Raw genomic sequence first — 24768 nt, forward strand, 5'->3', positions numbered from 1 at the left:
CGGCTCGCGGTCATCGCGAGCCGACACGGCGGGCTTCTGTTGCTCTATGTGGGTTGAGTTTCTTTTAGTGCAACGAAATCCACGGCCCAGTGCGCCCTCTGGACGCCTTGACAAGGGTTCTGGGCGACCTCAGACTGATGTTGCGCTTACCGCAATCCGTTTCGTTATACGCACCGAGGTGTCATGATGATTCCCGCGTGCCGTCTCGAGGATCTACCGCGAGGCGAGGCCCACCGGCTCGACATCGATCCGCCGGTTTCGGTGTTCCACACCGACGACGGCGAGCTCTTCGCCATCGACGACACCTGCACCCACCAGGACGCCTCGCTCGCCGACGGCTGGCTGGAGGGCTGCGAGGTGGAATGCCCGCTGCATGCTTCCAAGTTCGACCTGAGGACCGGGGCGGTCGACGCCCCGCCGGCCAAGCTCCCGGTGCGGACGCACGAGGTCGTCGTCGAGGACGGCATGATCTACGTCCGGCTGTCCACCGACGCGCCGAACCTGCCGCCCTGCATCTCGGCCCGGCTCGCCGGGGGTCCCGCGTGAGGACCGTCGCCGTGGTCGGCGCCTCACTGGCCGGCCTGTCGGCGGCGCGCTCGCTGCGCAAGCAGGGCTACGACGGGCGACTCGTCCTCATCGGTGACGAGCTCCACCGCCCGTACGACAGGCCCCCGCTGTCCAAGGAGTTCCTGGCCGGCACTCTCGGCGAGGCCGAACTCGCCCTGGAGACGGACGACGAGGACCTTGGGGCGGAGTGGCTGCTCGGCGTCCGCGCCACCGGACTCGACCACGCGCGGCGTGCCGTCCGGCTCGGCGACGGACGGGAGGTGCCGGCCGACGGGGTCGTCATCGCGACCGGCGCCGCGGCGCGCACTCTCCCAGGGTCCGAGGGCCTGGCCGGAGTGCACACGCTGCGCACTCTGGACGACGCCCGCGCTCTGCGGGACGAACTGGCCCGCGGCGGACGCCTGGTGGTGATCGGCGGAGGCTTCATCGGAGCCGAGGTCGCCTCCACCGCATACGCCCTCGGACTCGACGTGACGGTCGTGGAGGCGGCCCCGACACCGCTCGCCGGGCCGCTCGGCGAGACCATGGGTGCCGTCGTCTCCGCCCTCCACGCCGACCACGGCGTACGACTGGAGTGTGGTGTGGGCGTCAAGGGCCTGAGCGGGGAGACGCGTGTCGACGCCGTCCTGCTGGAGGACGGCCGCAGCGTCCCCGCCGACATCGTCGTTGTCGGTGTGGGTGCCCGCCCGAACGTCGAGTGGCTGGAAGGTTCCGGCGTCGTTCTCGACAACGGCGTCAAGTGCGGCGCGGACGGCCGTACCAGCCTGGCCGGCGTGGTCGCGGTCGGCGACTGCGCCAACTGGTACGACCCGCGCGCGGGCCTCCATCGCCGTGTCGAGCACTGGACCGGTGCGCGGGAGCGCCCCGACGCCGCCGTCGCCACGCTGCTGGCGGGCGGTGCGGTGGAACCGGGCGTGCCCCGGCCGCCGTACTTCTGGTCCGACCAGTACGGTGTGAAGATCCAGTTCGCCGGTCACGCGGCCGGCGCGGACAGTGTGTCCATCGAGGCGGGCGCCGCGGACGACCGCGACCTTCTGGCCGTCTACCGGCGGGCCGGCAACCCGGTCGCCGTGCTCGGGATGAACCAGCCGCGGCTGTTCACGCGCTGGCGCAAGCAACTCGCCGCCACCGCATCCTGACACCGCCCCGCATCTTGACACCGCCCCAGCGGCATCCCATGCTGCCGTTGCGTAGAGCACGCAGCGTTGCCCCATACACAACGCCGTCCGGAGTCGCTCTTCCCGGCGCGTGAATGACCCCTCCACGACGTTCTCCCGAGGAGTGCACCGTGACCTCGACCAGCCTGCCGGACAGCCTGATCGCCACCCTCCCCGGCTCCTCCTACACGGACCCGGGGATCTTCGCCCAGGAACAGGAGCGCATATTCGAGACGATGTGGTTCTGCGTCGCGCGCGCCTCCGAGCTGGCGAAGCCCGGTGCCTTCCGCACCGTCGACGTGGGCCGCGAGAGCATCCTCGTCACCCGGGCCCGCGACAACTCGATCCGTGCCTATTTCAACGTCTGCCGGCACCGCGGAGCCAAGCTCTGCACCGAGGAGACCGGCGAGGTCAAGCGGGCCTTCCAGTGCCCGTACCACGCCTGGACGTACGACCTGAACGGAAAGCTCGTCGCGGCGCCCAACCTCACCAAGATGCCCGACGTGGGCCGCACCGAGTACGGCCTGGTGAGCGTGGCCGTACGCGAATGGCTCGGCTATGTCTGGGTCTGCCTCGCCGAGAACCCGCCCTCCTTCGAGGAGGACGTCATCGGTGAGGTCGTCGCCCGCCTCGGCGACGTCGAGTCGATCGAGCGCTACGGCATCGAGAACCTCTCCGTCGGCAAGCGGATCGTCTACGACGTGAAGGCGAACTGGAAGCTCATCATCGAGAACTTCATGGAGTGCTACCACTGCGCCACCATCCACCCCGAGCTCACCGAGGTGCTCCCGGAGTTCGCGGACGGTTACGCCGCCCAGTACTACGTCGGCCACGGTGCCGAGTTCGGTGAGGGCGTCCAGGGCTTCACCGTCGACGGCTCCGAGGGCCTGGACCGCATTCCCGGGGTCGCGGAGGACCAGGACCGCCGCTACTACGCGATCACCGCCAAGCCGCAGGTGTTCATCAATCTCGTGCCCGACCATGTGATCTTCCACCGGATGTACCCGGTGTCCGTGGACCGCACGATCGTCGAGTGCGACTGGCTCTACCTCCCGCACGTCGTCGAGAGCGGCAAGGACGTCAGCCGTTCCGTGGAACTCTTCCACCGGGTCAATCAGCAGGACTTCGACGCCTGCGAGCGCACGCAGCCCGGAATGAGCTCCCGCATGTATGCCAAGGGTGGCGTGCTGGTGCCCAGTGAGCACCACATCGGCGCCTTCCACGACTGGGTGAACGAGCGCCTCGGTACCCCTCAGGGGTGATTCAGCCCAGGTAGCCCATCCGGTGGCTGATTTCCTCGGCGCCCTTGAGCAGCACGGGGGAGAGCTCGTGCAGGCGCTCCTCGGTGAACCGGTATGCGGGCCCGGAGGCGCTCAGCGCCGCGATGACCTCGCCGTCCCGGTTGCGGACCGGCGCGGCCATGGCGTGCAGACCGATCTCCAGCTCCTCCAGGGTGAAGGCGTAGCCCCGCTCCCGCGCCTCGGCGAGGTTCCTCTCGAGCTTCGTCTTCGCGGTGATGGTGTGCGGGGTGACCTTCTTCATGCCGACGGCGGACAGCAGCGCGGCGCGCTCCTTCGCGGGCATATGGGCCAGCAGGATCTTGCCGCTCGACGTGGCGTGCAGCGGCGTCAGCTGGCCGACCCAGTTGTGCGCGGTGACCGCGCCCGGGCCGCGCACCTGGTACAGGTTGATCGCGTAGTGCTCCTGCATGACGGCGATGTTGACCGTCTCGCCGATCTCCTCGGCGAGGCGCTCGCAGACCGGGCGGCCCTGCTGGGTGATGTCGATACGGCCGGTGACCGCGCCTGCCAGGCGGACGATGCCGAAGCCGAGCCGGTACTTGCCGCGCTCGCCGGCCTGCTCCACCAGACCGCGTGCCTCCAGGGCACCGAGCAGGCGGAAGGCGGTGGACTTGTGCACATCGATCTCACCCGCCACCTCGCTGACGCCCGCCTCGCCACGCTGGGCGAGGATCTCCAGGACGCTGATGGCGCGGTCGACCGACTGCACGCCGCCTGCCTGCGAATTCGACGTTTCTGTATCAGGGCTGTAGTTGCTCACAGTGAAACTATACGCGTAGTAAACAACGCCCCTGCAAGTAACAGGATCGAAACCAAGATGTTGGAAGTTGCGCTTTCCGCAACCTGGTGCGTATGGCGCGACCGGGTTTAGCATGCCTCGCACATCTACGGCGCGAGCGAGACGAGGCACCATGGCTCCTGTGCAGTACGACTTCGTCATCGTCGGAGGCGGTTCGGCCGGCAGTGCGCTGGCGAACAGACTCTCCGCTGATCCGGCCAACCGGGTGCTGGTCCTGGAGGCGGGCCGGTCGGACTACCCGTGGGACGTCTTCATCCACATGCCCGCGGCGCTGACCTACCCGATCGGCAGCCGGTTCTACGACTGGAAGTACGAGTCCGAGCCCGAGCCCCACATGGGCGGCAGGCGCATCTACCACGCGCGCGGCAAGGTGCTGGGCGGCTCCAGCAGCATCAATGGCATGATCTTCCAGCGCGGCAACCCCATGGACTACGAGCGCTGGGCGGCCGACCCGGGCATGGAGACCTGGGACCACGCGCACTGTCTGCCGTACTTCCGGCGGATGGAGAACTGCCTCGCGGCCGACCCGGACGACGAGTTCCGAGGCCACGACGGCCCCCTCGTCCTGGAGCGCGGCCCGGCGACCAGCCCCCTCTTCGGCGCCTTCCTCAAAGCGACCCAGGAGGCGGGCTATGCGCCGACTGATGACGTCAACGGCTACCGGCAGGAGGGTTTCGCCAGGTTCGACCGAAACGTCCATCGCGGACGGCGGCTCTCGGCCTCGAAGGCGTACCTCAAGCCCGCGATGAAGCGGCCGAACCTCACCGTCAAGACCCGCGCCTTCGTCACGCGCGTCCTCTTCGAGGGCAAGCGTGCCGTCGGAGTCGAGTTCCAGCGCGGCCGGGGCGCGCTCCAGCAGGTCCGCGCCCGGGAAGTGATCCTCTGCGGCGGCGCCATCAACTCACCGCAACTGCTCCAGCTCTCCGGCGTCGGCAACGCGGCGGAACTGCGCGCCCTCGGCATCGAGGTCGTCCACGACCTCCCGGGCGTCGGCGAGAACATGCAGGACCACCTGGAGGTCTACGTCCAGTACGCCTGCAAGCAGCCCGTCTCCATGCAGCCGTACATGGCGAAGTGGCGCGCCCCCTTCATCGGCCTGCAGTGGCTGTTCAGGAAGGGCCCGGCGGCGACCAACCACTTCGAGGCCGGCGGCTTCGCCCGCAGCAACGAGGACGTCGACTACCCCAACCTGATGTTCCACTTCCTGCCGGTCGCGGTCCGCTACGACGGCTCGTCACCCGCCGGCGACCACGGCTACCAGGTGCACGTCGGACCCATGTACTCCGACGCCATCGGCTCGGTGAAGATCAAGAGCAAGGACCCGCGCGAGCACCCGGCCCTGCGCTTCAACTACCTCTCCACCGAGCAGGACCGCCGCGAGTGGGTCGAGGCGATCCGCGTCGCCCGCAAGCTCCTCAACCAGCCCGCACTCGCCCCGTACAACGGCGGAGAGGTCTCACCGGGACCGTCGGTGGAGACGGACGAGGAGATCCTCGCCTGGGTCGCGAAGGAGGGCGAGACCGCCCTGCATCCGTCCTGCACCTGCAAGATGGGCACCGACGAGATGTCCGTCGTCGACCCGACCAGCATGCGGGTGCGCGGCGTGGAGGGCCTGCGGGTGGTGGACGCGTCGGTGATGCCCTACGTCACCAACGGCAACATCTACGCCCCGGTGATGATGATCGCCGAGAAGGCCGCCGACCTGATCCTCGGCAAGCAACCGCTGGCGCCGTCCAAGGCCGCGTACTACCGCCACCGCGACGCCCAGAAGCAGGCGGGGTGACGTTGGGCACCGCAGGGCTCCAGGCGCTGCTGGAGAGCGTCCGCTATGAGGTGCTGCCCGCGAAGGCGACCGAGGACAAGGTCCTCGCCCATGTCCCGCGCGACGTCGTCGTCACCGTGACGGCGTCGCCGGTCAAGGGCCTGGAGCCGACCCTCGACCTTGCGGCCAGGCTCGCCGCGCACGGCTACCGGGTCGTCCCGCACGTGCCGGCGCGGCTGCTGCGGGACGACGCGCACCTGAAGGAGGTGGTCGACCGGCTGCGCGAGGCGGGCGTGGACGACGTCTTCGTCCCGGCCGGCGACGCCGACCCGCCCGCCGGGGTCTACGACGGGGCGCTGCCGGTGCTGCGCAGGCTGAGCGAGCTGGGCAGGCCCTTCGCTCACGTCGGCGTCACCGGCTACCCCGAGAGCCATCCCCTCATCCACGACGACGTCACCATCCAGGCGATGTGGGACAAGCGCGAGCACGCCACGTACCTCGTGAGCAACCTCTGCTTCGACCCGCGGGTGCTGGGGGAGTGGATCGCTCGTATACGGCGCCGGGACGTCACCTTGCCCGTGTACGTGGGCGTCGCGGGGCCCGTGCAGCGGGCGAAGCTGCTGGCCATGGCGACGAAGATCGGCGTGGGGGAGTCGACGCGCTTCCTCACGAAGCACACCTCGTGGTTCGTGCGTTTCGCGGCCCCCGGAGGGTATGCACCCGAACGGCTGCTGTCCCGCACGGAGGAGGCTCTCACCGCCCCTTCGGCGGGGGTGGCAGGCCTACACCTTTTCACGTTCAACCAGATCGCCGAGACGGAACGGTGGCGCCGCGCGCTGCTGGACCGGTTGGGCGGCTGAACCCAGGAGAGGGATGGCACTCGACACCGACTGGAACCTGACCCGAACCTTGACCAGCACATCGGGTGACGTCCGCTGGGACCGGCTGGGGCAGTCCGGCAGCCCGCCGGTCGTCCTTCTGCACGGCACTCCCTTTTCCTCGTACGTCTGGCGTGCCGTCGCCCGCTCGCTCACCCGTCACCATCAGGTGTTCGTCTGGGACATGCCCGGCTACGGGACCTCCGAGAAGGCCACGGGCCAGGACGTGTCCCTGGCCGCGCAGGGCCGGGTCTTCACGGAGCTGCTGAGTCACTGGGGCCTGGAGGAACCGCTCGTCGTCGCCCACGACTTCGGCGGTGCGGTCTCTTTGCGGGCCCACCTCTTGCACGGCGCCCGCTACCGGGCCCTCGCCCTGGTCGATCCCGTCGCACTGGCACCGTGGGGGTCCCCGTCCTTCCGGCTCCTCGGCGAGCACTCCGAGGTCTTCGAGCGGCTACCGCCGGCGCTCCACGCCGCCCTGGTGCGTGAGTACGTCGGCTCCGCCAGCAGTCCGGGCCTGCATCCCGCGGTCCTCGACCGGCTTGTCGAGCCCTGGCTGGACGGCCCCGGACAAGCGGCCTTCTACCGGCAGATCGCCCAGGCCGACCAGCGCCACACCGACGAGATCCAGGGCCGGTACGGCGAGATCGGCATCCCTGTGCTCGTCTGCTGGGGTGTGGACGACACCTGGATCCCCGTGGCGAAGGGGCGTGAGCTCGTCGCTCTCGTCCCGGGCGCGCGCTTCGAACCGATCGCCGGTGCGGGCCACCTCGTCCAGGAGGACGCCCCCGCGGAACTGACGGGCGCACTCATCGCGTTCCTGCAGCAGCAGCGGTGACCGCGGCGCGGCGCGCCCGGCGCCGTATACGACAAGGGCGGGACCGGAATCCGGTCCCGCCCCCCTGTACGTGCGGCTCAGCGGAAGACCACCGTGCGGTTGCCGTCCACCATCACGCGGCTCTCGCTGTGCCACTTCACCGCGTGCGCGAGCACCTGTGCCTCCACGTCCCGCCCGACCGTGACCAGGTCGCCGGGATCGAGGGAGTGGTCCACCCTGACCACGTCCTGCTCGATGATCTGGCCCTCGTCCAGGTCCGGCGTCACATAGTGCGCCGTCGCGCCGACGAGCTTCACTCCGCGCCGGTAGGCCTGCTCGTAGGGGCGCGCGCCCTTGAAACTCGGGAGGAAGGAGTGGTGGATGTTGATGGCGCGGCCTTCCAGCTCCTTGCAGAGGTCGTCGGAGAGGATCTGCATGTAGCGGGCCAGGACCACCAGGTCGATGTCCAGCTCACGCACGAGCTCCAGCAGTCGGGCCTCGGCCTCGGGCTTGGTGTCCCTGGTCACCGGGACGTGGTGGAAGGGGATGCCGTACGTCTCCGCGAGCCCTTCGAAGTCCCGGTGGTTGGAGACGATCGCAGGGATCTCGATGTTGAGGGCGCCGGTGCGCCGGCGGAAGAGCAGGTCGTTCAGGCAGTGGCCGAACTTGGACACCATGATCAGCGTCCGGGTCGGCGTGGCCGCCTCGCTCAGGGTCCAGGAGATGCCGTACGCCTGGGCCACCGGACCGAACCGGTAACGCAGTTTTTCCAGATCGGCGTTCGGATCGGAAACGTCGAAGTGGACCCTCATGAAGAAACGGCCCTGAAGTCGATCATCGAACTGCTGGCTTTCCAGGATGTTTCCGGAGTTCCTGACGAGAAAGCCGCTCACGGCGTGGACCAGTCCGGCGCTGTCCGGACAGGAGAGGGTGAGGACGTACTCACGGCCAGGTTGCGGTCGAGGGGACATAAGCGGCCTCCGTTGGTGCGCATTGCACAACATGATGAGCGATACGCAACATGGTCGGGTCGGTGCCGCTTGCGGTCAAGGGTGGCCGGGTAAGGGATCGCCTGGCCAAATCGTCATCGGCCAACCTCTTGACGTCTGTCTGGACATTCGCCAGGGTGTTCCACCACAAGCAATCGGGTGCACGATGCGCAACGAATTTCGGTTGAAAGGCTCGGCGCGTGGCAGACCTGTACGTGGATGGCGAATGGCGGGACCCGGTGGCCGGCGGGCACCGGGAGATCCGATGTCCCGCTGACGGCACGCTCGCGGCGACCGTCTCGGAGGCGACAAGCCCCGACACCGAGGCGGCGATCGCCGCGGCCCGCCGCGCCTTCGACGAGGGGCCCTGGCCGGGAACCTCCGAGCGGGAGCGTGGCGCGCTGCTGCTGCGCACCGCCGATCTCATCGAGCGTGACGCCAAGGAATTCGCCCGCGCCGAGTCCCTGGACACCGGTAAGCGGCTGGTGGAGAGCGAGTACGACATCGCCGATGTCGTCTCCTGCTTCCGCTACTACGGCGGGCTCGGTGGCACCGACGCCGGCCGGGTGATCGACACCGGTCGCGACGACGCCGTAAGCCGCGTCGTGTATGAGCCGGTCGGCGTGTGCGGGCTGATCACCCCCTGGAACTACCCGCTGCTGCAGGCCAGTTGGAAGGTCGCCCCCGCGCTCCTCGTCGGCAATACGATCGTCCTCAAGCCCAGCGAGCTCACCCCCTCCACCTCGATCCTGCTGATGAAGGCACTGGAGGAGGCCGGGCTCCCGGCGGGCGCCGCGAACCTCGTCCTGGGGACCGGGCCCGAGGTGGGCGCACCGCTCTCCGAGGACCCGGCCGTCGACATGGTCTCCTTCACCGGAGGCCTGGAGACCGGCAAGCGCATCATGGCCACCGCCGCCGCGACCGTGAAGAAGGTCGCGCTGGAGCTCGGCGGCAAGAATCCCAACGTCGTCTTCGCCGACGCCGACTTCGAGACGGCCGTGGACTTCGCCCTCACGGCCGTCTTCCTGCACTCGGGCCAGGTCTGCTCGGCAGGCGCCCGGCTGATCGTCGAGGACTCCCTGCACGACCGCTTCGTCGACGAGGTCGTCCGCCGCGCCCGGCAGATCCGCCTCGGCGGCCCCTTCGACCCCGACGCCGAGACGGGTGCGCTGATCTCCGCACAGCACCTGGAGAAGGTCGAGGCATACGTCGCGGCAGGCCTCGCCGAAGGCGCCGTACTGCGCTGCGGCGGCGCCCGGCCCGACGACCCGGCGCTGGGAGACGGCCACTACTACCTGCCCACCGTGCTCGACGAGTGCCGGCAGGACATGCGCGTCGTGCACGAGGAGTCCTTCGGGCCCGTCCTCACCGTGGAGCGTTTCACCGACGAGGACGACGCCGTACGCATCGCCAACGACACCGAATACGGACTCGCCGGAGCCGTGTGGACACAGGACGCGGGCAGGGCCCAGCGGGTCGCCCGGCGGCTGCGCCACGGCACGGTGTGGATCAACGACTACCACCCCTATGTGCCGCAAGCGGAATGGGGTGGCTTCGGGCATTCGGGCGTGGGCCGGGAGCTGGGACCGACCGGCCTGAACGAGTACCGAGAGCCCAAGCACATCTGGCAGAACATCCAACCCCGGCCGCAGCACTGGTTCCGCGGCTGAACGCCGAAAGAAGGTCGAACGTGACCACACAGACCGAGGTGCCGCAGCGGCGCGGCACGTCCCAGGACTCGGGCTCCACCCCGGTCATCTCCGTGCGCAGGCTGTGGAAGGTGTTCGGACCGAAGGCCGACCAGGTGCCGGACTCCGAGGAGCTGTGCGGGCTCACCCGCCGCGAGCTCATGGACCGCACCGGATGCACCGCGGCCGTACGTGATGTGCACTTCGACGTCTCGCCCGGTGAGGTCTTCGTCGTCATGGGCCTGTCCGGTTCGGGCAAGTCCACGCTGGTGCGATGTCTGACCCGGCTGATCGAACCCACCGCCGGTGAGATCGTCTTCGAGGGCGAGGACATCCGTCAGGCGGACGACAAGCGCCTGCGCGATCTGCGGCGCCGCAAGTTCTCCATGGTCTTCCAGCACTTCGGTCTGCTGCCCCACCGTCGCGTCGTGGACAACGTGGCGTTCGGTCTGGAGATCCGCGGCATGGGCAGGGCCGAGCGCATCAGGCGGGCCCAGGAGGTCGTCGAGCTGGTCGGCCTCGCGGGCTACGAGAACTCCTACCCCGACCAGCTGTCCGGCGGCATGCAGCAACGCGTTGGCCTCGCCCGGGCGCTGGCCGGTGATCCGGACGTGCTCTTCTTCGACGAGCCGTTCTCGGCGCTCGACCCGCTGATCCGCCGCGACATGCAGAACGAGGTCATCCGCCTGCACCACGAGGTCGGCAAGACGATGGTGTTCATCACCCACGACCTCTCCGAGGCCCTCAAGCTGGGCGACCGCATCCTGATCATGCGCGACGGCAAGATGGTCCAGTGCGGCACCGGTGACGAACTGGTGGGCGCCCCGGCGGACGACTATGTGCGCGAGTTCGTGAAGGACGTGCCGCGCGGCGACGTGCTCACCCTGCGATGGATCATGCGGCCTCTGGAGGACGGCGACGCACTGGACGGTCCCGAGCTGGGCCCGGACGTCGTGGTGAAGGAGGCCACCCGGGCGGTGCTCGCGGCCGACAAGCCGGTCAAGGTCGTGGAGAACGGTGAGCTGCTCGGCATCGTCGGCGACGAGGAGATCCTCGCGGTGGTCGCCGGGCAGGAAGGCGGCGCGTGATGACCGTCGCCGTCGAGAAACCTGAGAAGACGCGGACAGCCGAGCCGGCCGCTCCTGTCAAAGAGACACGCAAGGTCAGCCGGTCCATGGTGGTCGGCGCCATCCTGGTCGTCTGGCTGGTGCTGTTCGCCGTACTGCGCGGAAAGCAGACCCTCGCCCTGGCAGCGGCCGATCTCACCGATCTGCACCGGTGGTTCAACGACGTCAACGACTCGATCGGCGCGAACCGCAACTCCAACCCGCTGTTCCTGTACTTCTTCAACGAGATCCGCCTGGTCATCGACACCCTGGTGACCTTCGTGCAGGAGCTGATCTCACAGCCTTCCGCCGACCGCCCCGTCCCGCAGATCGGCTGGCTCGGTGTCGTCGGCATCGCCGGCTATGTCTCCTGGGCCGTGGGCAACTGGCGGGTCGCGCTGCTGGCGGTGGCCGGCTTCACCTTCCTGGGCCTGCAGGGCCTGTGGCAGGAGAGCATGGACACCCTGGCGCTCACCCTCTCCGCGGTCTTCGTGGCGCTGCTGTTCGCCATCCCGCTGGGTGTGTGGGCGGGGCTGTCCGACCGGTTCAACCGGATCGTCACGCCCTTCCTGGACTTCATGCAGACCATGCCGACCTTCGTCTATCTGGCCCCGCTGACCCTGTTCTTCCTCATCGGCCCGGCCTCCGCCACCATCGCCACCCTGATCTACGCGGCACCGCCCGCGATCCGCATCACCGCGCACGCCATCCGCTCCGTACCGGAGACGACGGTCGAGGCGGCCGACTCGCTGGGTGCCACGCGCCGGCAGTCCCTGATGAAGGTCCTGCTGCCGATGTCCAAGCGGACCGTCGTGATGGGCGTCAACCAGACCATCATGGCCGCCCTGGCCATGGTGACCATCGCCGCCCTGATCGACGCGCCCGGCCTCGGCAAGACCGTCGTCCAGGCGCTGCAGTCGCTCGACGTCGGCACGGCCTTCAACGCGGGCCTCGCCATCGTCGTCATGGCGATCGTGCTGGACCGGGTCACCACCGCGGCGAGCGGACGCGAGGAGGCGGCCCGGGGTTCGAAGAACCGCTTCCTGACCTGGCGGCGCCCGCTGCTGGGCGCGGGTGCGGCGGCCACGGCGGTTCTGATCCACCTCTCGCACACCTATGTATGGGCGGCGGAGTTCCCCGGCGAGGGAGGCATCGGCAGCGCCATCTCGAGCGGGGCCGACACCGTGACCACCTGGGCGCAGGACAACCTGTCGGGCATCACCAACGCCTTCCGCGATGCCCTCACCAACGGTCTGCTCAACCCGTTCCAGACCCTGCTCACCGACTCCCCGTGGTGGCTCGTCGGCGCCGCCCTGATCGCGCTCGGCGCCGTCCTCGGCGGCCGGCGCGCCGGCCTCACCACGGCCGTGTGCGTCGGCCTGCTGGTCGGCACCGGAGTGTGGTCGGACAGCATGACGACGCTGGCGTCGACCGTCGTCGCCACGGTGCTCGTGATGCTGCTCGGCATCGTCTTCGGCGTGTGGATGGGACGCAGCGCGCTCGTGGACCGGGTCCTGCGCCCGTCCCTGGACGCGGCCCAGGTCATGCCGCCGTTCGTCTATCTCGTGCCGTTCCTCGCGTTGTTCGGCGCGACCCGCTTCACGGCCATCGTCGCCGCCGTCGTCTACGCGGCCCCCGTCGCCATGAAGATCATCGCGGACGGGGTGCGGAACGTGCCCGCCACCACCGTGGAGGCGGCCACCTCGGCCGGGTGCAACACCTGGCAGATCATCACCAAGGTCCAGCTGCCGATGGCGCGCGGCGCCCTGACTCTCGCCACCAACCAGGGCCTGATCTACGTGCTGTCGATGGTTGTGGTGGGCGGCCTCGTAGGCGCGGGCGCCCTCGGCTACGACGTCGTGGCCGGCTTCTCGCAGGGACAGCTGTACGGGAAGGGGCTCGCCGCGGGGCTGGCCATCGTCCTTCTCGGAGTCATGTTCGACCGGATCACTCAGGCAGCGGCTCGCCGCACCAGCGCATAAGGAGCACCACCATGGCAAGACACTGGCGAGCCGGAGCGGCCGGCATAGCGGTCCTCGGCCTTACCCTCACCGCCTGCGGCGGCGCGAAGGTCGGTGACAGCTCCTCGGACGCGGGCGGCTCGGGCAGCTCCGGCAAGTGCGGCACCTTCAACCTCGCCGTCAACCCGTGGGTGGGCTACGAGGCCAATGCGGCGGTCATCGCGTACGTCGCGGAGAACGACCTCGGCTGCAAGGTCACCAAGAAGGACCTGAAGGAAGAGATCGCCTGGCAGGGCTTCGGGACGGGCGAGGTCGACGCCGTCGTCGAGAACTGGGGTCACGACGACCTGAAGAAGAAGTACATCACCGACCAGAAGACCGCCGTCGACGCCGGCCCGACCGGCAACGAAGGCCTCATCGGCTGGTACGTGCCGCCGTGGCTGGCCAAGGAGCACCCGGACATCCTCGACTGGAACAACCTCAACAAGTACGCGGCCGAGTTCAAGACGTCCGAGTCCGGTGGCAAGGGCCAACTCCTCGACGGCGACCCGTCGTTCGTCACCAACGACGAGGCCTTGGTCAAGAACCTGAAGCTGGACTACAAGGTGGTGTACGCGGGCAGCGAGACCGCCCTCATCCAGGCCTTCCGCAAGGCGGAGAAGGACAAGGAATGGGTGATCGGCTACTTCTACGAGCCGCAGTGGTTCATGTCCGAGGTGCCGCTGAAGAAGGTCAAGCTGCCCGAGTACAAGGAGGGCTGCGACGCCGACGCCGAGAAGGTGAACTGCGACTATCCCGTGTACAAGCTGGACAAGATCGTCAGCAAGAAGTTCGCCGAGTCGGGCAGCCCGGCCTATGACCTGGTCAAGAACTTCACCTGGACCAACGACGACCAGAACATCGTGGCCAAGTACATCGCGGTGGACAAGATGACCCCCGAGGCCGCGGCGAAGAAGTGGGTCGAGGCCAACCGGGACAAGGTGGAGGCCTGGATCAAGTAGGCCCTTCACGGATGCCCGGTGGGTGGTGCGCACGGACGCGCGCCACCCGCCGGGCATTCCTGTTTTTCCAGGCCGTTTTCCAGTGCGTTCTCCGACGTCACCGGACCTCTTGACACCCACCTGCACGGCAGGCACATTGAGTTGCGCAACCTGAATCACGTTGCGTAGAAAGCAACTCAACCGGAGGTGCGGCGATGGCGGGACCGCGTGTGGTCATCATCGGAGCGGGAGTCGTCGGCGCGGCGCTCGCGGACGAGATCTCGGCGCGGGGCTGGACCGAGGTGACCGTGGTCGACCAGGGGCCGCTCCCGGCCACCGGGGGCTCGACCTCGCACGCCCCTGGCCTGGTCTTCCAGACGAACTCCTCGAAGACCATGACGGAGCTGGCCCGCTACACCGTCGAGAAGTTCTGTTCCCTCGACGTCGACGGCAAGCCCTGTTTCCTTCAGGTCGGCGGACTGGAGGTGGCGACCACGCCGGAGCGCCTCGCCGAACTGCACCGCCGGCACGGCTGGATCACCGCCTGGGGCATCGAGTCGCGGATCCTGACCGCCGACGAGTGCGTCGAGAAGCACCCGCTGGTCGACCGTGACAAGGTCCTCGGCGGCCTCCTCGTCCCGACCGACGGCCTCGCCAAGGCGGTCCTCGCCGTCGAGGCGCAGATCCGCCGGGCCACCGAGCGCGGCGTACGCTTCCTCGCCCGCCACGAGGTCCTCGACGTCCTCCGGGCCGACGGCGAGGTGACGGGTGTCCGTACCGACCAGGGCGATCTGGAAGCCGACATCGTCGTGTGCTGCGCCGGCATCTGGGGCCCGAAGATCGCCCGCATGGTCGGCATGAACCTCCCGCTGACCCCGCTGGCCCATCAGCTCGCCTGGACCGGCCCCGTCCCGGCCCTCGCCGGCCAGACCGAGGAGGCGGTCCGCCCGATCCTGCGCCACCAGGACGCCGACCTCTACTACCGGGACCGCTTCGACGGCCTGGGCATCGGCTACTACGGCCACCGTCCGATGCCGATCTCCGCGGACGACATCCTCTCCGTGGACGAGGCCGACCAGATGCCGTCGATCCTGAAGTTCACCGAGGAGGACTTCGAGGATGCCTGGACCGAGACCCAGTCCCTCCTCCCGGCGACGCGCGAGGCGAAGATCGAGGAGGGCATCAACGGCCTCTTCTCCTTCACCACCGACAACTTCCCGCTGCTCGGCGAGTCCCCGGACGTCAAGGGCTTCTGGGTCGCCGAGGCCGTGTGGGTCACCCACTCCGCGGGCGTGGGCCGGGCGATGGCCGAATGGCTGGTCGACGGGCACTGCTCGTCCTTCGACCTGCACGAGTGCGACGTCAACCGCTTCGAGCCGCACCAGCTGTCCCCGGAGTACGTCCTGGCCCGCGACTGCCAGAACTTCGTCGAGGTCTACGACATCCTCCACCCGCTCCAGCCCTCGGGCGACCCGCGCCCGATCCGCACCAGCCCCTTCCACGCCCGCCAGCAGGAGCACGGCGCCTTCTTCCTGGAGGCGAACGGCTGGGAGCGCCCGCAGTGGTACGAGGCCAACGTGAAGCTGGTCGAGGGCCGTTCCATCCCCACCCCGAACGACTGGGCCGCGCAGTTCTGGTCGCCCATCGTCGGCGCCGAGGCACAGGCCACCCGCGAGACCGTCGCGATGTACGACATGACGGCCCTCAAGCGCCTGGAGGTGACCGGCCCCGGAGCCGCCGCGTTCCTGGAGCGCCTGTGCACCGGCAAGGTCGCCAAGTCCGTCGGCTCGGTGACGTACACCCTGCTCCTCGACCACGACGGCGGCATCCGCAGCGACATCACCGTCGCCCGCCTGGCCCGCGACCTCTTCCAGGTCGGCGCCAACGGCAACCTCGACCTCGACTGGTTCAGCCGCCACCTCCCGGCCGACGGCACGGTCCAGGTCCGCGACATCACCCCGGGCACCTGCTGCATCGGCCTGTGGGGCCCGCTCGCCCGCAAGGTCCTGCAACCCCTGACGGACGAGGACTTCTCGAGCGACGGCCTGAAGTACTTCCGCGCCAAGCGCGCCTACATCGGCAGCGTCCCGGTGACGGCGATGCGCCTGTCGTACGTCGGTGAACTCGGCTGGGAGCTGTACACCACCGCCGACCAGGGCTTGAAACTGTGGGACACCCTGTGGCAGGCGGCGGGGCCCCTCGGCGGCGTCATCGCGGGCCGCGGCGCCTTCAACAGCCTCCGCCTGGAGAAGGGCTACCGCTCCTTCGGCACCGACATGACCTACGAGCACGACCCCTACGAGGCCGGCGTCGGCTTCGCCGTCAAGCTCGACAAGGACGACTTCATCGGCAAGGCCGCACTGGAGCGCCGCAAGGAGAACGTACGGCGCAGGCTGACCTGCCTCACCATCGACGATCCGCATGCGGTCGTCCTGGGCAAGGAGCCGGTGTACGACGGTGACCGAGCGGTCGGCTACGTCACCAGCGCCGCCTACGGCTACACCATCGACAAGGGCATCGCCTACGCCTGGCTCCCGGCCGAGCTGGCCACCCCCGGCACGCCCCTGCAGATCGGCTACTTCGACCAGCGCATCGAGGCCGTCGTCGCCGAGGAACCCCTGTTCGACCCCACCATGTCCCGCCTCCGTGGCTGACCGAGGGAAGACGATGACAGCGCAGACACTCGATGGCAAGGCGACCGCCGCCGAGATCCGCCGCGAACTCGCCGAGCGCGTGGCCAAGTTGACCACCACGGACGGCCGCCCGCCGGGCCTCGGCACCGTCTTGGTCGGCGCCGACCCCGGCAGCCACGCCTACGTTGCCGGCAAGCACCGCGACTGCGCGCAGGTGGGCATCGCTTCCATCCGCCGGGACCTGCCGGCCGACGCGTCGCAGCAGCAGGTCGAGGACGTCATCGACGAACTCAACGCCGACCCGGCCTGCACCGGCTACATCGTCCAGCTCCCTCTTCCCCGCCACCTGGACGCCAACGCCGTACTGGAACGCATGGACCCGGCCAAGGACGCCGACGGCCTGCACCCCGTCAACCTCGGCCGGCTCGTCCTGGGCGTGGAGGCCCCGCTGCCGTGCACCCCGCGGGGCATTGTCGAACTGCTCCGCCGCCACGAGGTACCCCTCGCGGGTGCCCGGGTGTGCGTGATCGGCCGGGGCATCACGGTCGGCCGCCCGATCGGCCTCCTCCTCACCCGCCGCTCCGAGAACGCCACCGTGACGCTCTGCCACACCGGCACCAAGGGCCTGGCGTGGCACGTCCGCGAGGCGGACATCGTCATCGCGGCCGCAGGCTCACCCGGGCTGATCACCAAGGACATGCTGCGCCCCGGCGCCGCGGTCCTGGACGTCGGCATCACGCGCACAGACGAGGGCCTGATCGGCGACATACACCCGGACGCCGCGCAGGTCGCCGGATGGCTCGCCCCCATGCCCGGCGGAGTGGGCCCCATGACCCGAGCGATGCTGCTCGCCAACGTCGTCGAGGCTGCCGAGAGGAACGCGAACACCGTATGAACGTGCTGAACGGAGACGTCCGATGAGCCCCCGCACCCCCGGCGCCGACCTCCCCGACCACCCCGACTGGCTGTGGCGCAATCCCGAGCCCAAGCGGTCGTACGACGTGGTGATCGTCGGAGGCGGCGGACACGGCCTGGCCACCGCGCACTACCTCGCCAGGAACCACGGCATCACCAATGTCGCGGTGCTGGAGAAGGGCTGGCTCGCGGGCGGCAACATGGCCCGCAACACCACGATCATCCGCTCCAACTACCTGTGGGACGAGAGCGCCGGCATCTACGAGCACGCCCTCAAGCTCTGGGAGGGACTGGCGGAGGAGCTGGACTACCCGATCCTGTTCTCCCAGCGCGGCGTGCTGAACCTCGCGCACAGCCTCCAGGACGTCCGCGACAGCGTGCGCCGCGTGGAGGCGAACCGCCTCAACGGCGTGGACGCGGAGTGGCTCGACGCGGACGGCGTCAAGGAAGTCTGCCCGATCGTCAACATCTCGCAGGACGTGCGCTACCCGGTCCTGGGCGCCACCTACCAGCCGCGCGCCGGCATCGCCAAGCACGACCACGTCGCCTGGGGCCTGGCCCGCTCGGCTGACGCCGCCGGCATCGACATCATCCAGAACTGCGAGGTCACCGGCCTCGACGTGGTCGGCAACCGCGTCGTCGGAGTCCAGACCAGCCTCGGCCCCATCGCGGCCGGCAAGGTCGCGCTCTGCTCGGCGGGCCACACCTCGGTCCTCGCCGCCATGGCGGGCATCGAACTCCCCATTCAGAGCCACCCGTTGCAGGCCCTGGTCTCGGAACTCCTGGAGCCGGTACACCCGACGGTCGTGATGTCCAACGCGGTCCATGTGTACGTCAGCCAGGCCCACAAGGGCGAGTTGGTGATGGGCGCGGGCATCGACGCGTACAACTCCTACACCCAGCGCGGCGCCTTCCACATCATCGAAGAGCAGATGTCGGCGGCCCTGGAGCTGTTCCCGGTCTTCGCCCGTGCGCATGTGCTCCGCACCTGGGGCGGCATCGTCGACGTCAGCCCCGACGCCTCACCGATCATCGGGCTCAGCCCCGTCGACAACCTCTACCTCAACTGCGGCTGGGGAACGGGCGGCTTCAAGGCCACCCCCGGCGTCGGCTGGGTCTACGCCCACACCATCGCCAACGACACCCCGCACGCCCTCAACGCCCCCTTCTCGCTCGACCGTTTCACCACCGGCGCGCTCGTCGACGAGCACGGCGCGGCCGCGGTGGCCCACTAGGGAGCCGAACCAATGCTGCTCATCCCCTGCCCGTGGTGCGGGCCCCGCGACGAGGCCGAGTTCCACTACGGCGGCCAGGCCCACGTGCCCTACCCGGAGGACCCGGCGTCCCTCTCCGACGAGGAGTGGGCCCGCTACCTCTTCTTCCGCGACAACCCCAAGGGCCCCTTCGCCGAGCGCTGGAGCCACGCGGCGGGCTGCCGCCACTGGTTCAACGCGGTACGGGACACGTCGACGAACGAGATCCTGGCGGTGTACAGGACGGGAGAGGAACGCCCGGCGACTCTTGAGCCGAGGCCGGTGTTCTCAGCGGGGTCTGGGGCGGCAGCCCCAGAAGGGGCGCGGGGAACTGCGCGACCAGCCCCCACCTACCCGCAGCCGAAAAACAGCCCTCGCGGGGGTGCAGGGGGCGAAGCCCCCGCCGGGGTCGAAGGGGCGGAGCCCCTGGAGGACGGGACGGGTAGGGGCGGCGGGGGCGCAACCCAGCTGTTCCGCCACAGCACCCGGGGCCGAATCGACCGCGGAGCTCTCCTCACCTTCACCTTCGACGGCACCGAATACCAGGGCTACCGAGGCGACACCCTCGCCTCCGCCCTCCTCGCCAACGGCGTCATCCAGGCCGGCACCAGCATCAAGCTCGGCCGCCCCCGAGGCATCTTCTCCGCCGGCGTCGAAGAGCCCAACGCGGTCATCCAGATCGAGGAGCCCTTCCCGGAGCCCATGCTCCCCGCGACGACCGTCGAGCTCTACGACGGCCTGGTCGCCAGCAGCCTCCCCGGCCAGGGCCGCCTCGCCACCGAACCGGACCCCGCCCGCTACGACGCCGTACACGCCCACTGCGACCTGCTGATCGTGGGCGCCGGCCCGGCCGGCCTCGCGGCAGCGGCAGCGGCAGCGAACAGCGGCGCCCGCGTCATCCTCGCCGACGACCAGCCGGAACCCGGCGGCAGCCTCATCGGCACGGCCGAACACCTCGACTGGGTGCGGGAGGTGACGGAGCAGCTCGACGCCGCCCCCGAGGTCCGCGTCCTGCCCCGCACCACCGTTTTCGGCTACTACGACGACAACCACCTGCTCGCCGTCGAGCGCCGCACCAACCACCTCGGCGCCGACGCCCCCGAGAACGTCTCCCGCGAACGCGTCTGGCGCATCCGCGCCCGCCGAGTCGTCCTCGCCACCGGCGCCCACGAGCGTTCCCTGGCCTTCGCGAACAACGACCGCCCCGGCGTGATGCTGGCCTCCTCGGCCCGCACCCACGTCAACCGCCACGGCGCCCTGCCCGGCCGACACGCGGTCGTCTTCACGACCAACGACAGCGCGTACGCGGCGGCGCTGGACCTGGCCTCGGCAGGCCTGTCCATCGCGGCGATCGTCGACACCCGCCCCGAACCGGGGGAGTGGGCGGACCGCGCAAGAGCAGTCGGCATCGAAGTCCTCCCCGGCCACGCCGTCATCGGCACGGAGGGCGAGGCCCGCCTCACCGCGGTGACCGTCGCGCCGTACGGAGAGTCCGCGGGGCGGCGGGAGTTCGCCGCCGACCTGCTGCTGGTCTCCGGTGGCTGGAACCCGGTGGCGCACCTGTTCAGCCAGTCGGGCGGCAAGCTGCGCTACGACGACACGCTGGGCTCCTTCGTCCCCGACGCCACCCGTCAGGCGGTCGAGGTCGTCGGCAGCGCGAGCGGTGTCCTCGACCCGGCCACCGTCCTGGCACAGGGTGCCGCCGCGGGTGCCCGCGCCGTCGAGGCCAAGGGCTACACGCCCGAGGCACCGCGCCTCCCGGACGTGCCCGCACAGCCGCGGCAGACGCCGCCGATGCACGTGTACGTCGTCCCGGGCGACGCGGAAGGCCCCCGTTTCGTCGACCTCCAGCGCGATGTCACCGTCGACGACCTGGCCCGCGCGACCGGCGCCGGCCTGCGCTCGGTCGAGCACACCAAGCGCTACACCACGGCCGGCACCGCCAACGACCAGGGCAAGACCTCCGGCGTCCTGGCCGGCGGCGTCGTCGCGGAACTCCTCGGCGTGGACATCTCGGCGCTTGGCACGACGACCTTCCGCCCGCCGTACACCCCGGTCTCCTTCGCCGCCCTCGCGGGCCGCGACCGAGGCGCCCTGAGCGACCCGGTCCGCACGACCGCCATCCACGAGTGGCATGTCGCGCACGGCGCCCTGTTCGAGAACGTCGGCCAGTGGAAGCGCCCCTGGTACTACCCGCAGGACGGCGAGGACATGGAAGCCGCCGTGCTGCGCGAGTGCCGGGCGACCCGCGAGAGCGTGGGCTTCATGGACGCCTCCACTCTCGGCAAGATCGACGTACAGGGCCCGGACGCCGGCGTCTTCCTGGACCGGCTCTACACCAACATGATGAGCACCCTGAAGGTCGGCATGATCCGCTACGGCGTCATGTGCCGCCCGGACGGCATGGTCTTCGACGACGGCACCGTCATCCGCGTAGCCCAGGACCGCTTCCTGGTCACCACGACGACGGGCAACGCCGCCGCCGTACTCGACTGGATGGAGGAGTGGCTCCAGACCGAGTGGCCCGAACTGAAGGTCCACTGCACCTCCGTGACCGAGCAGTGGGCCACGGTGGCCCTGGTCGGCCCGAAATCCCGCGAGGTCCTCGCCGCGCTCGCACCCCAACTCGCCGTGGCCAACGACGACTTCCCGTTCATGGCCTGGCGGGAGACGACCGTCGCGGGCATCGAGGCCCGGGTCTGCCGCATCAGCTTCTCCGGCGAGCTCGCCTACGAGATCAACGTGTCACCGTGGCGGGCCCTCGCCCTGTGGGAGGCCGTGTACGAGGCCGGCACCCCCTACGGCATCACCCCGTACGGCACGGAGACCATGCACGTCCTGCGCGCCGAGAAGGGCTACCCGATCATCGGCCAGGACACCGACGGCACCGTCACCCCCCAGGACCTCGGCATGAGCTGGGTGGTGTCGAAGAAGAAGCCGGACTTCATCGGCAAGCGGTCCTTCGCCCGCGCCGACACGTCCCGCCCCGACCGCAAGCACCTGGTCGGCCTGCTCCCCGAGGACCCGGGCACCTTCCTCCCGGAGGGCACCCATCTGGTCGCCGAGGGTGTGCTGCCGACCCCGCCCGTCCCCATGCTCGGCCATGTGACGTCCAGCTACCGCAGCGCCGCCCTCGGCCGGACGTTCGCGCTCGCCCTGATCAAGGGCGGCCGGGACCGCATCGGCGAGCGGCTGTACGCCCCCGTGGGCGACCAGCTGATCCCGGTGACTGTCGCCAGCCCCGTCCTCTACGACCCCGAGGGAGCCCGCCGCGATGGCTGAGACCGCCCTTACCGCCCCGCTCCGCAGCCCCCTGTCACAGGTCGCGGACCACCTGGCCGCCGCGACACGTACGTCCGGGGGCGCGATCCGGCTGGCCGAACTCCCCTTCCTGGCCCAGCTCAACGTGCGCATGGACGCCAAGGGAGCGGCGGCGGAAGCCGTCGGGCTCGCCCTGGACCTGCAACTGCCGCTCCAGCCGAACACCGTGGTCCGCGCCGGGGAGTTGACCGCGCTGTGGCTCGGCCCGGACGAGTGGCTGCTGGTGGGACCGCCGGGCAGCGAGCGGGACCTGGAGAGCCGGATCCGTCAGGCCGCGGGCGACGAGTTCGTCTCCGTGATCGACGTCTCCGCGCAGCGCACCACGCTCCTGGTCACGGGCCCGCGCGCCCATGACCTGCTGGCGCACGGTTGCTCGCTGGACCTGCACCCGCGGGCCTTCGGCCCCGGACGCTGCGCCCAGACGACACTGGGCCGCACACAGGTCGTCCTGGTCGCCCGGGACGATCCGAGGGCCGGGTTCTGGGTCCTGGTGCGCTCGACGTTCGCCGGCTATCTGGCGGACTGGTTGCTCGACGCGGCGACGGAATACGTCTGATCACCATGGACGGGGTTGTCCCGTCACTCCAGTGGGAGCTCCGCCGAGGGGCTCCCACAGGGCTTTGCGCAGTACCTCATCGTCGTACGTTCGAAGGCTGGACTCCTGTGACCGTCACGGCTCACGCCACCACCTCTCCCCACCCGGGCACGCCCGGCATCCACCCACACGGGCTGCCGCGGCCCGGCCGGACGCTGGTCATGGGCGTCGTGAACGTCACCCCGGACTCGTTCTCCGACGGCGGGCTGTCGTTCGCCGCGGACGCGGCCGTCGCGCACGGGCTGGCGCTGCTCGAACAGGGCGCGGACATCGTGGACGTGGGCGGCGAGTCGACCCGCCCCGGCGCGACACGCCCGCCGGTCGAGGAGGAACTGCGGCGGGTCCTGCCCGTCGTCCGGGAACTCGCCGCCGCGGGCGCGATCGTGAGTGTCGACACCATGCGGGCCGAGGTCGCCGCACGCGCGCTGGACGCGGGTGCGCGGCTGGTCAACGACGTCTCAGGGGGGCTCGCCGACCCCGTGATGCTGCCGCTGATGGCCCGGGCGGGGACGCCGTACGTCGTCATGCACTGGCGTGGACACTCCGCCGGCATGCAGGCGAACGCCGTCTACGACGACGTCGTCACCGATGTGCTCGACGAACTGCGCCTCAGGATCGACGCCGCGCTGGAGGCGGGGATACCGCCCGGCTGTCTGGTCGTCGACCCCGGCCTGGGCTTCGCCAAGACGCCCGACCACAACTGGGAGATCCTGGGGCGCCTCGGGGACGTCATGGCCCTGGGCCACCCGGTGCTTGTGGGCGCTTCACGAAAGTCGTTTCTCGGCAGTCTGCTGGCGGACCGGACGACGGGACAACCCCGCCCCGCGCGGCTGCGCGATGCCGCGACCACCGCCGTGTCCGTGCTCGCCGCCGCGCAGGGCGTCTGGTGCCTGCGCGTGCACGACGTCGCCTCCACGGCCGACGCGGTACGCGTGACGGCCCGCTGGGGCGTCGAGGCGGCAGGCAATCGGGGCGGCGCCGGCGCGGTCGCCGCTGCGCTGAGCGCCCCCGTGGAGCCTCAGCCCAGATAGCCCATCCGGCGGCTGATCTCCTCCGCGCCCTTGATCAGCACGGGTGCGAGCTCGTGCATGCGTTCCTCGGTGAATCGGTACGTGGGGCCCGAGGCGCTGAGGGCGGCGATCACCTCGCCGTCGCGGGAGCGGATCGGGGCGGCCATGGCGTGCAACCCGATCTCCAGTTCCTCCAGCGCCACCGCGTACCCCCGCTCCCGCGCCTCGGCGAGATTCTTCTCCAGCTTTGCCCTGGAGGGCAGGGTGTGCGGCGTCAGCTTCTGCGTACCCGAAGCCGCGAGCACGTCGGCGCGCTCCTTCTCCGAGAGGTGGGCCAGGAGGATCTTGCCGCTGGACGTGGCGTGCACGGGAGTGAGCTGACCGACCCAGTTGTGGGTGCCGACGGCGCCAGGGCCGCGTACCTGATACAGGTTGACCGCGTAGTGCTCCTGCAGGACTGCGATGTTGACGGTCTCGCCGATCTCCTCGCTGAGCCGCTCGCACACCGGGCGGCCCTGCTGGGTGATGTCGAGGCGGCCGGTGACCGCGCCGGCCAGGCGCACGATCCCGAAGCCCAGCCGGTACTTGCCCCGCTCGGTCGTCTGCTCGACCAGGCCGCGCGCCTCCAGTGCCCCGAGCAGACGGAAGGCGGTCGACTTGTGTACGTCGATCTCGGCGGCCACCTCGCTGACGCCCGCCTCGCCGCGCTGGGCGAGGATCTCCAGGACGGTGACGGCGCGGTCGACGGACTGCACACCGCTCACCGCCGTACCCGCTGTTTCGCTATCTGCGGCGTAGTTGCTCATAGCGCAACTATACGCAATCCTCGGTGTGCGCGGAGGGGCCACAGTGACTCGGCAAAGGGCCGGTTGGGCGCTTGACGCCGATGGCCTCTCCGCACCCTAGGGCTGCCTGCTCGTCAGCGGAAGACCACGGTGCAGTGTCCGTTCACCAGCACGCGGCTCTCGCTGTGCCACTCGACGGCACGGGCGAGTACCTGAGCCTCGACGTCGCGGCGGATGGTGACCAGCTCGTC

The 24768-nt window shown here is 69.8% G+C and carries 19 protein-coding genes and 1 pseudogene; 16 read left to right on the forward strand and 4 right to left on the reverse strand.

Features of this window, described 5'->3' with window-relative positions:
• Nucleotides 1-183 precede the first annotated feature (183 nt).
• The 3 genes from SSP24_RS39010 (at nucleotide 184) to SSP24_RS39020 (ending at nucleotide 2986) form a co-directional block, all read left to right on the forward strand.
• On the forward strand, nucleotides 184-546 hold the full coding sequence (locus tag SSP24_RS39010; RefSeq protein ID WP_141315472.1) for a bifunctional 3-phenylpropionate/cinnamic acid dioxygenase ferredoxin subunit: 363 nt from the start codon (nucleotides 184-186) through the stop codon (nucleotides 544-546).
• The gene (locus SSP24_RS39015; RefSeq protein ID WP_141315474.1) at nucleotides 543-1706 is read left to right on the forward strand and encodes an NAD(P)/FAD-dependent oxidoreductase; all 1164 of its coding nucleotides are present in this window, start codon (nucleotides 543-545) and stop codon (nucleotides 1704-1706) included. The genes SSP24_RS39010 and SSP24_RS39015 overlap by 4 nt, the downstream gene beginning before the upstream one ends.
• 149 nt (nucleotides 1707-1855) lie before the next feature.
• Nucleotides 1856-2986 carry an aromatic ring-hydroxylating oxygenase subunit alpha gene (locus SSP24_RS39020; protein ID WP_141315476.1) on the forward strand — a complete coding sequence of 377 codons (1131 nt, stop codon included), beginning with the start codon at nucleotides 1856-1858 and terminating at the stop codon, nucleotides 2984-2986.
• Nucleotide 2987: 1 nt separating this feature from the next.
• On the opposite strand, the gene SSP24_RS39025 is transcribed toward SSP24_RS39020, so the two are convergent.
• The gene (locus SSP24_RS39025; protein WP_141315503.1) at nucleotides 2988-3734 is read right to left on the reverse strand and encodes an IclR family transcriptional regulator; all 747 of its coding nucleotides are present in this window, start codon (nucleotides 3732-3734) and stop codon (nucleotides 2988-2990) included.
• Between the two features lie 202 nt (nucleotides 3735-3936).
• Here SSP24_RS39025 and betA point away from each other — a divergent pair, with 202 nt between their 5' ends.
• From betA to SSP24_RS39040, 3 genes are read left to right on the forward strand one after another with little or no spacing between them, the layout of a single operon-like run.
• Entirely contained in the window at nucleotides 3937-5607 is a 1671-nt protein-coding gene (gene betA, locus SSP24_RS39030) for a choline dehydrogenase (RefSeq protein ID WP_141315478.1), read from the forward strand.
• A 2-nt stretch (nucleotides 5608-5609) separates the two neighbouring features.
• Nucleotides 5610-6446, forward strand: a complete 837-nt coding sequence (locus tag SSP24_RS39035; RefSeq protein WP_141315505.1) for a methylenetetrahydrofolate reductase — start codon at nucleotides 5610-5612, stop codon at nucleotides 6444-6446.
• Nucleotides 6447-6459: 13 nt separating this feature from the next.
• On the forward strand, nucleotides 6460-7302 hold the full coding sequence (locus SSP24_RS39040; RefSeq protein WP_141315480.1) for an alpha/beta fold hydrolase: 843 nt from the start codon (nucleotides 6460-6462) through the stop codon (nucleotides 7300-7302).
• Between the two features lie 77 nt (nucleotides 7303-7379).
• On the opposite strand, the gene purU (SSP24_RS39045) is transcribed toward SSP24_RS39040, so the two are convergent.
• Complete coding sequence (gene purU, locus SSP24_RS39045) at nucleotides 7380-8252, reverse strand: formyltetrahydrofolate deformylase (protein ID WP_141315482.1); 873 nt, start codon at nucleotides 8250-8252, stop codon at nucleotides 7380-7382.
• A gap of 218 nt (nucleotides 8253-8470) precedes the next feature.
• Between purU (SSP24_RS39045) and SSP24_RS39050 the strand changes: the two genes are divergently transcribed.
• From SSP24_RS39050 to folP, 10 genes are all read left to right on the forward strand, one after another.
• Complete coding sequence (locus SSP24_RS39050; RefSeq protein WP_141315484.1) at nucleotides 8471-9940, forward strand: aldehyde dehydrogenase family protein; 1470 nt, start codon at nucleotides 8471-8473, stop codon at nucleotides 9938-9940.
• Nucleotides 9941-9960: 20 nt separating this feature from the next.
• On the forward strand, nucleotides 9961-11046 hold the full coding sequence (locus SSP24_RS39055) for a quaternary amine ABC transporter ATP-binding protein (protein ID WP_141315486.1): 1086 nt from the start codon (nucleotides 9961-9963) through the stop codon (nucleotides 11044-11046).
• Nucleotides 11046-13046, forward strand: coding sequence for an ABC transporter permease (locus tag SSP24_RS39060; RefSeq protein WP_141315488.1), 2001 nt, complete (start codon nucleotides 11046-11048; stop codon nucleotides 13044-13046). Before SSP24_RS39055 ends, SSP24_RS39060 begins: the two co-directional genes overlap by 1 nt.
• An 11-nt stretch (nucleotides 13047-13057) precedes the next feature.
• Complete coding sequence (locus SSP24_RS39065) at nucleotides 13058-14026, forward strand: ABC transporter substrate-binding protein (protein WP_141315490.1); 969 nt, start codon at nucleotides 13058-13060, stop codon at nucleotides 14024-14026.
• 194 nt (nucleotides 14027-14220) lie between these two features.
• Nucleotides 14221-16659: a GcvT family protein gene (locus SSP24_RS39070; RefSeq protein ID WP_141315492.1), complete on the forward strand. Its 2439-nt coding sequence runs from the start codon at nucleotides 14221-14223 to the stop codon at nucleotides 16657-16659.
• A gap of 13 nt (nucleotides 16660-16672) precedes the next feature.
• Nucleotides 16673-17533 (forward strand): bifunctional methylenetetrahydrofolate dehydrogenase/methenyltetrahydrofolate cyclohydrolase, encoded by an 861-nt coding sequence (locus SSP24_RS39075; RefSeq protein WP_141315494.1) that lies wholly within the window; start codon nucleotides 16673-16675, stop codon nucleotides 17531-17533.
• Nucleotides 17534-17555: 22 nt separating this feature from the next.
• The gene (locus SSP24_RS39080) at nucleotides 17556-18788 is read left to right on the forward strand and encodes a sarcosine oxidase subunit beta family protein (RefSeq protein ID WP_141315496.1); all 1233 of its coding nucleotides are present in this window, start codon (nucleotides 17556-17558) and stop codon (nucleotides 18786-18788) included.
• 12 nt (nucleotides 18789-18800) lie between these two features.
• A complete protein-coding gene (locus SSP24_RS39085; RefSeq protein WP_141315497.1) occupies nucleotides 18801-22088 on the forward strand; it encodes a sarcosine oxidase subunit alpha family protein in 3288 nt (1095 codons plus the stop codon).
• Nucleotides 22081-22683: a sarcosine oxidase subunit gamma gene (locus SSP24_RS39090; protein WP_141315499.1), complete on the forward strand. Its 603-nt coding sequence runs from the start codon at nucleotides 22081-22083 to the stop codon at nucleotides 22681-22683. The genes SSP24_RS39085 and SSP24_RS39090 overlap by 8 nt, the downstream gene beginning before the upstream one ends.
• A gap of 107 nt (nucleotides 22684-22790) precedes the next feature.
• Entirely contained in the window at nucleotides 22791-23753 is a 963-nt protein-coding gene (gene folP, locus SSP24_RS39095) for a dihydropteroate synthase (protein WP_229865910.1), read from the forward strand.
• On the opposite strand, the gene SSP24_RS39100 is transcribed toward folP, so the two are convergent.
• Both SSP24_RS39100 and purU (SSP24_RS44615) read right to left on the reverse strand, forming a co-directional pair.
• Nucleotides 23741-24538: an IclR family transcriptional regulator gene (locus tag SSP24_RS39100; protein WP_141315501.1), complete on the reverse strand. Its 798-nt coding sequence runs from the start codon at nucleotides 24536-24538 to the stop codon at nucleotides 23741-23743. The two genes, folP and SSP24_RS39100, sit on opposite strands and share 13 nt — an antisense overlap.
• A 113-nt stretch (nucleotides 24539-24651) precedes the next feature.
• Nucleotides 24652-24768 (reverse strand): annotated as a pseudogene (gene purU, locus SSP24_RS44615) (formyltetrahydrofolate deformylase); the annotation flags it as partial.

This window comes from Streptomyces spinoverrucosus, assembly GCF_006539505.1.
Taxonomy (GTDB): Bacteria; Actinomycetota; Actinomycetes; order Streptomycetales; family Streptomycetaceae; genus Streptomyces; species Streptomyces spinoverrucosus.

Coding starts and splice junctions, on each gene's coding strand:
- SSP24_RS39010 (WP_141315472.1), top strand. CDS start 184: ATGATGATTCCCGCGTGCCGTCTCGAGGATCTACCGCGAGGCGAGGCC.
- betA (WP_141315478.1), top strand. CDS start 3,937: ATGGCTCCTGTGCAGTACGACTTCGTCATCGTCGGAGGCGGTTCGGCC.
- SSP24_RS39040 (WP_141315480.1), top strand. CDS start 6,460: ATGGCACTCGACACCGACTGGAACCTGACCCGAACCTTGACCAGCACA.
- purU (WP_141315482.1), bottom strand. CDS start 8,252: ATGTCCCCTCGACCGCAACCTGGCCGTGAGTACGTCCTCACCCTCTCC.
- SSP24_RS39060 (WP_141315488.1), top strand. CDS start 11,046: ATGACCGTCGCCGTCGAGAAACCTGAGAAGACGCGGACAGCCGAGCCG.
- SSP24_RS39065 (WP_141315490.1), top strand. CDS start 13,058: ATGGCAAGACACTGGCGAGCCGGAGCGGCCGGCATAGCGGTCCTCGGC.
- SSP24_RS39070 (WP_141315492.1), top strand. CDS start 14,221: ATGGCGGGACCGCGTGTGGTCATCATCGGAGCGGGAGTCGTCGGCGCG.
- SSP24_RS39075 (WP_141315494.1), top strand. CDS start 16,673: ATGACAGCGCAGACACTCGATGGCAAGGCGACCGCCGCCGAGATCCGC.
- SSP24_RS39080 (WP_141315496.1), top strand. CDS start 17,556: ATGAGCCCCCGCACCCCCGGCGCCGACCTCCCCGACCACCCCGACTGG.
- SSP24_RS39085 (WP_141315497.1), top strand. CDS start 18,801: ATGCTGCTCATCCCCTGCCCGTGGTGCGGGCCCCGCGACGAGGCCGAG.
- SSP24_RS39090 (WP_141315499.1), top strand. CDS start 22,081: ATGGCTGAGACCGCCCTTACCGCCCCGCTCCGCAGCCCCCTGTCACAG.
- SSP24_RS39100 (WP_141315501.1), bottom strand. CDS start 24,538: ATGAGCAACTACGCCGCAGATAGCGAAACAGCGGGTACGGCGGTGAGC.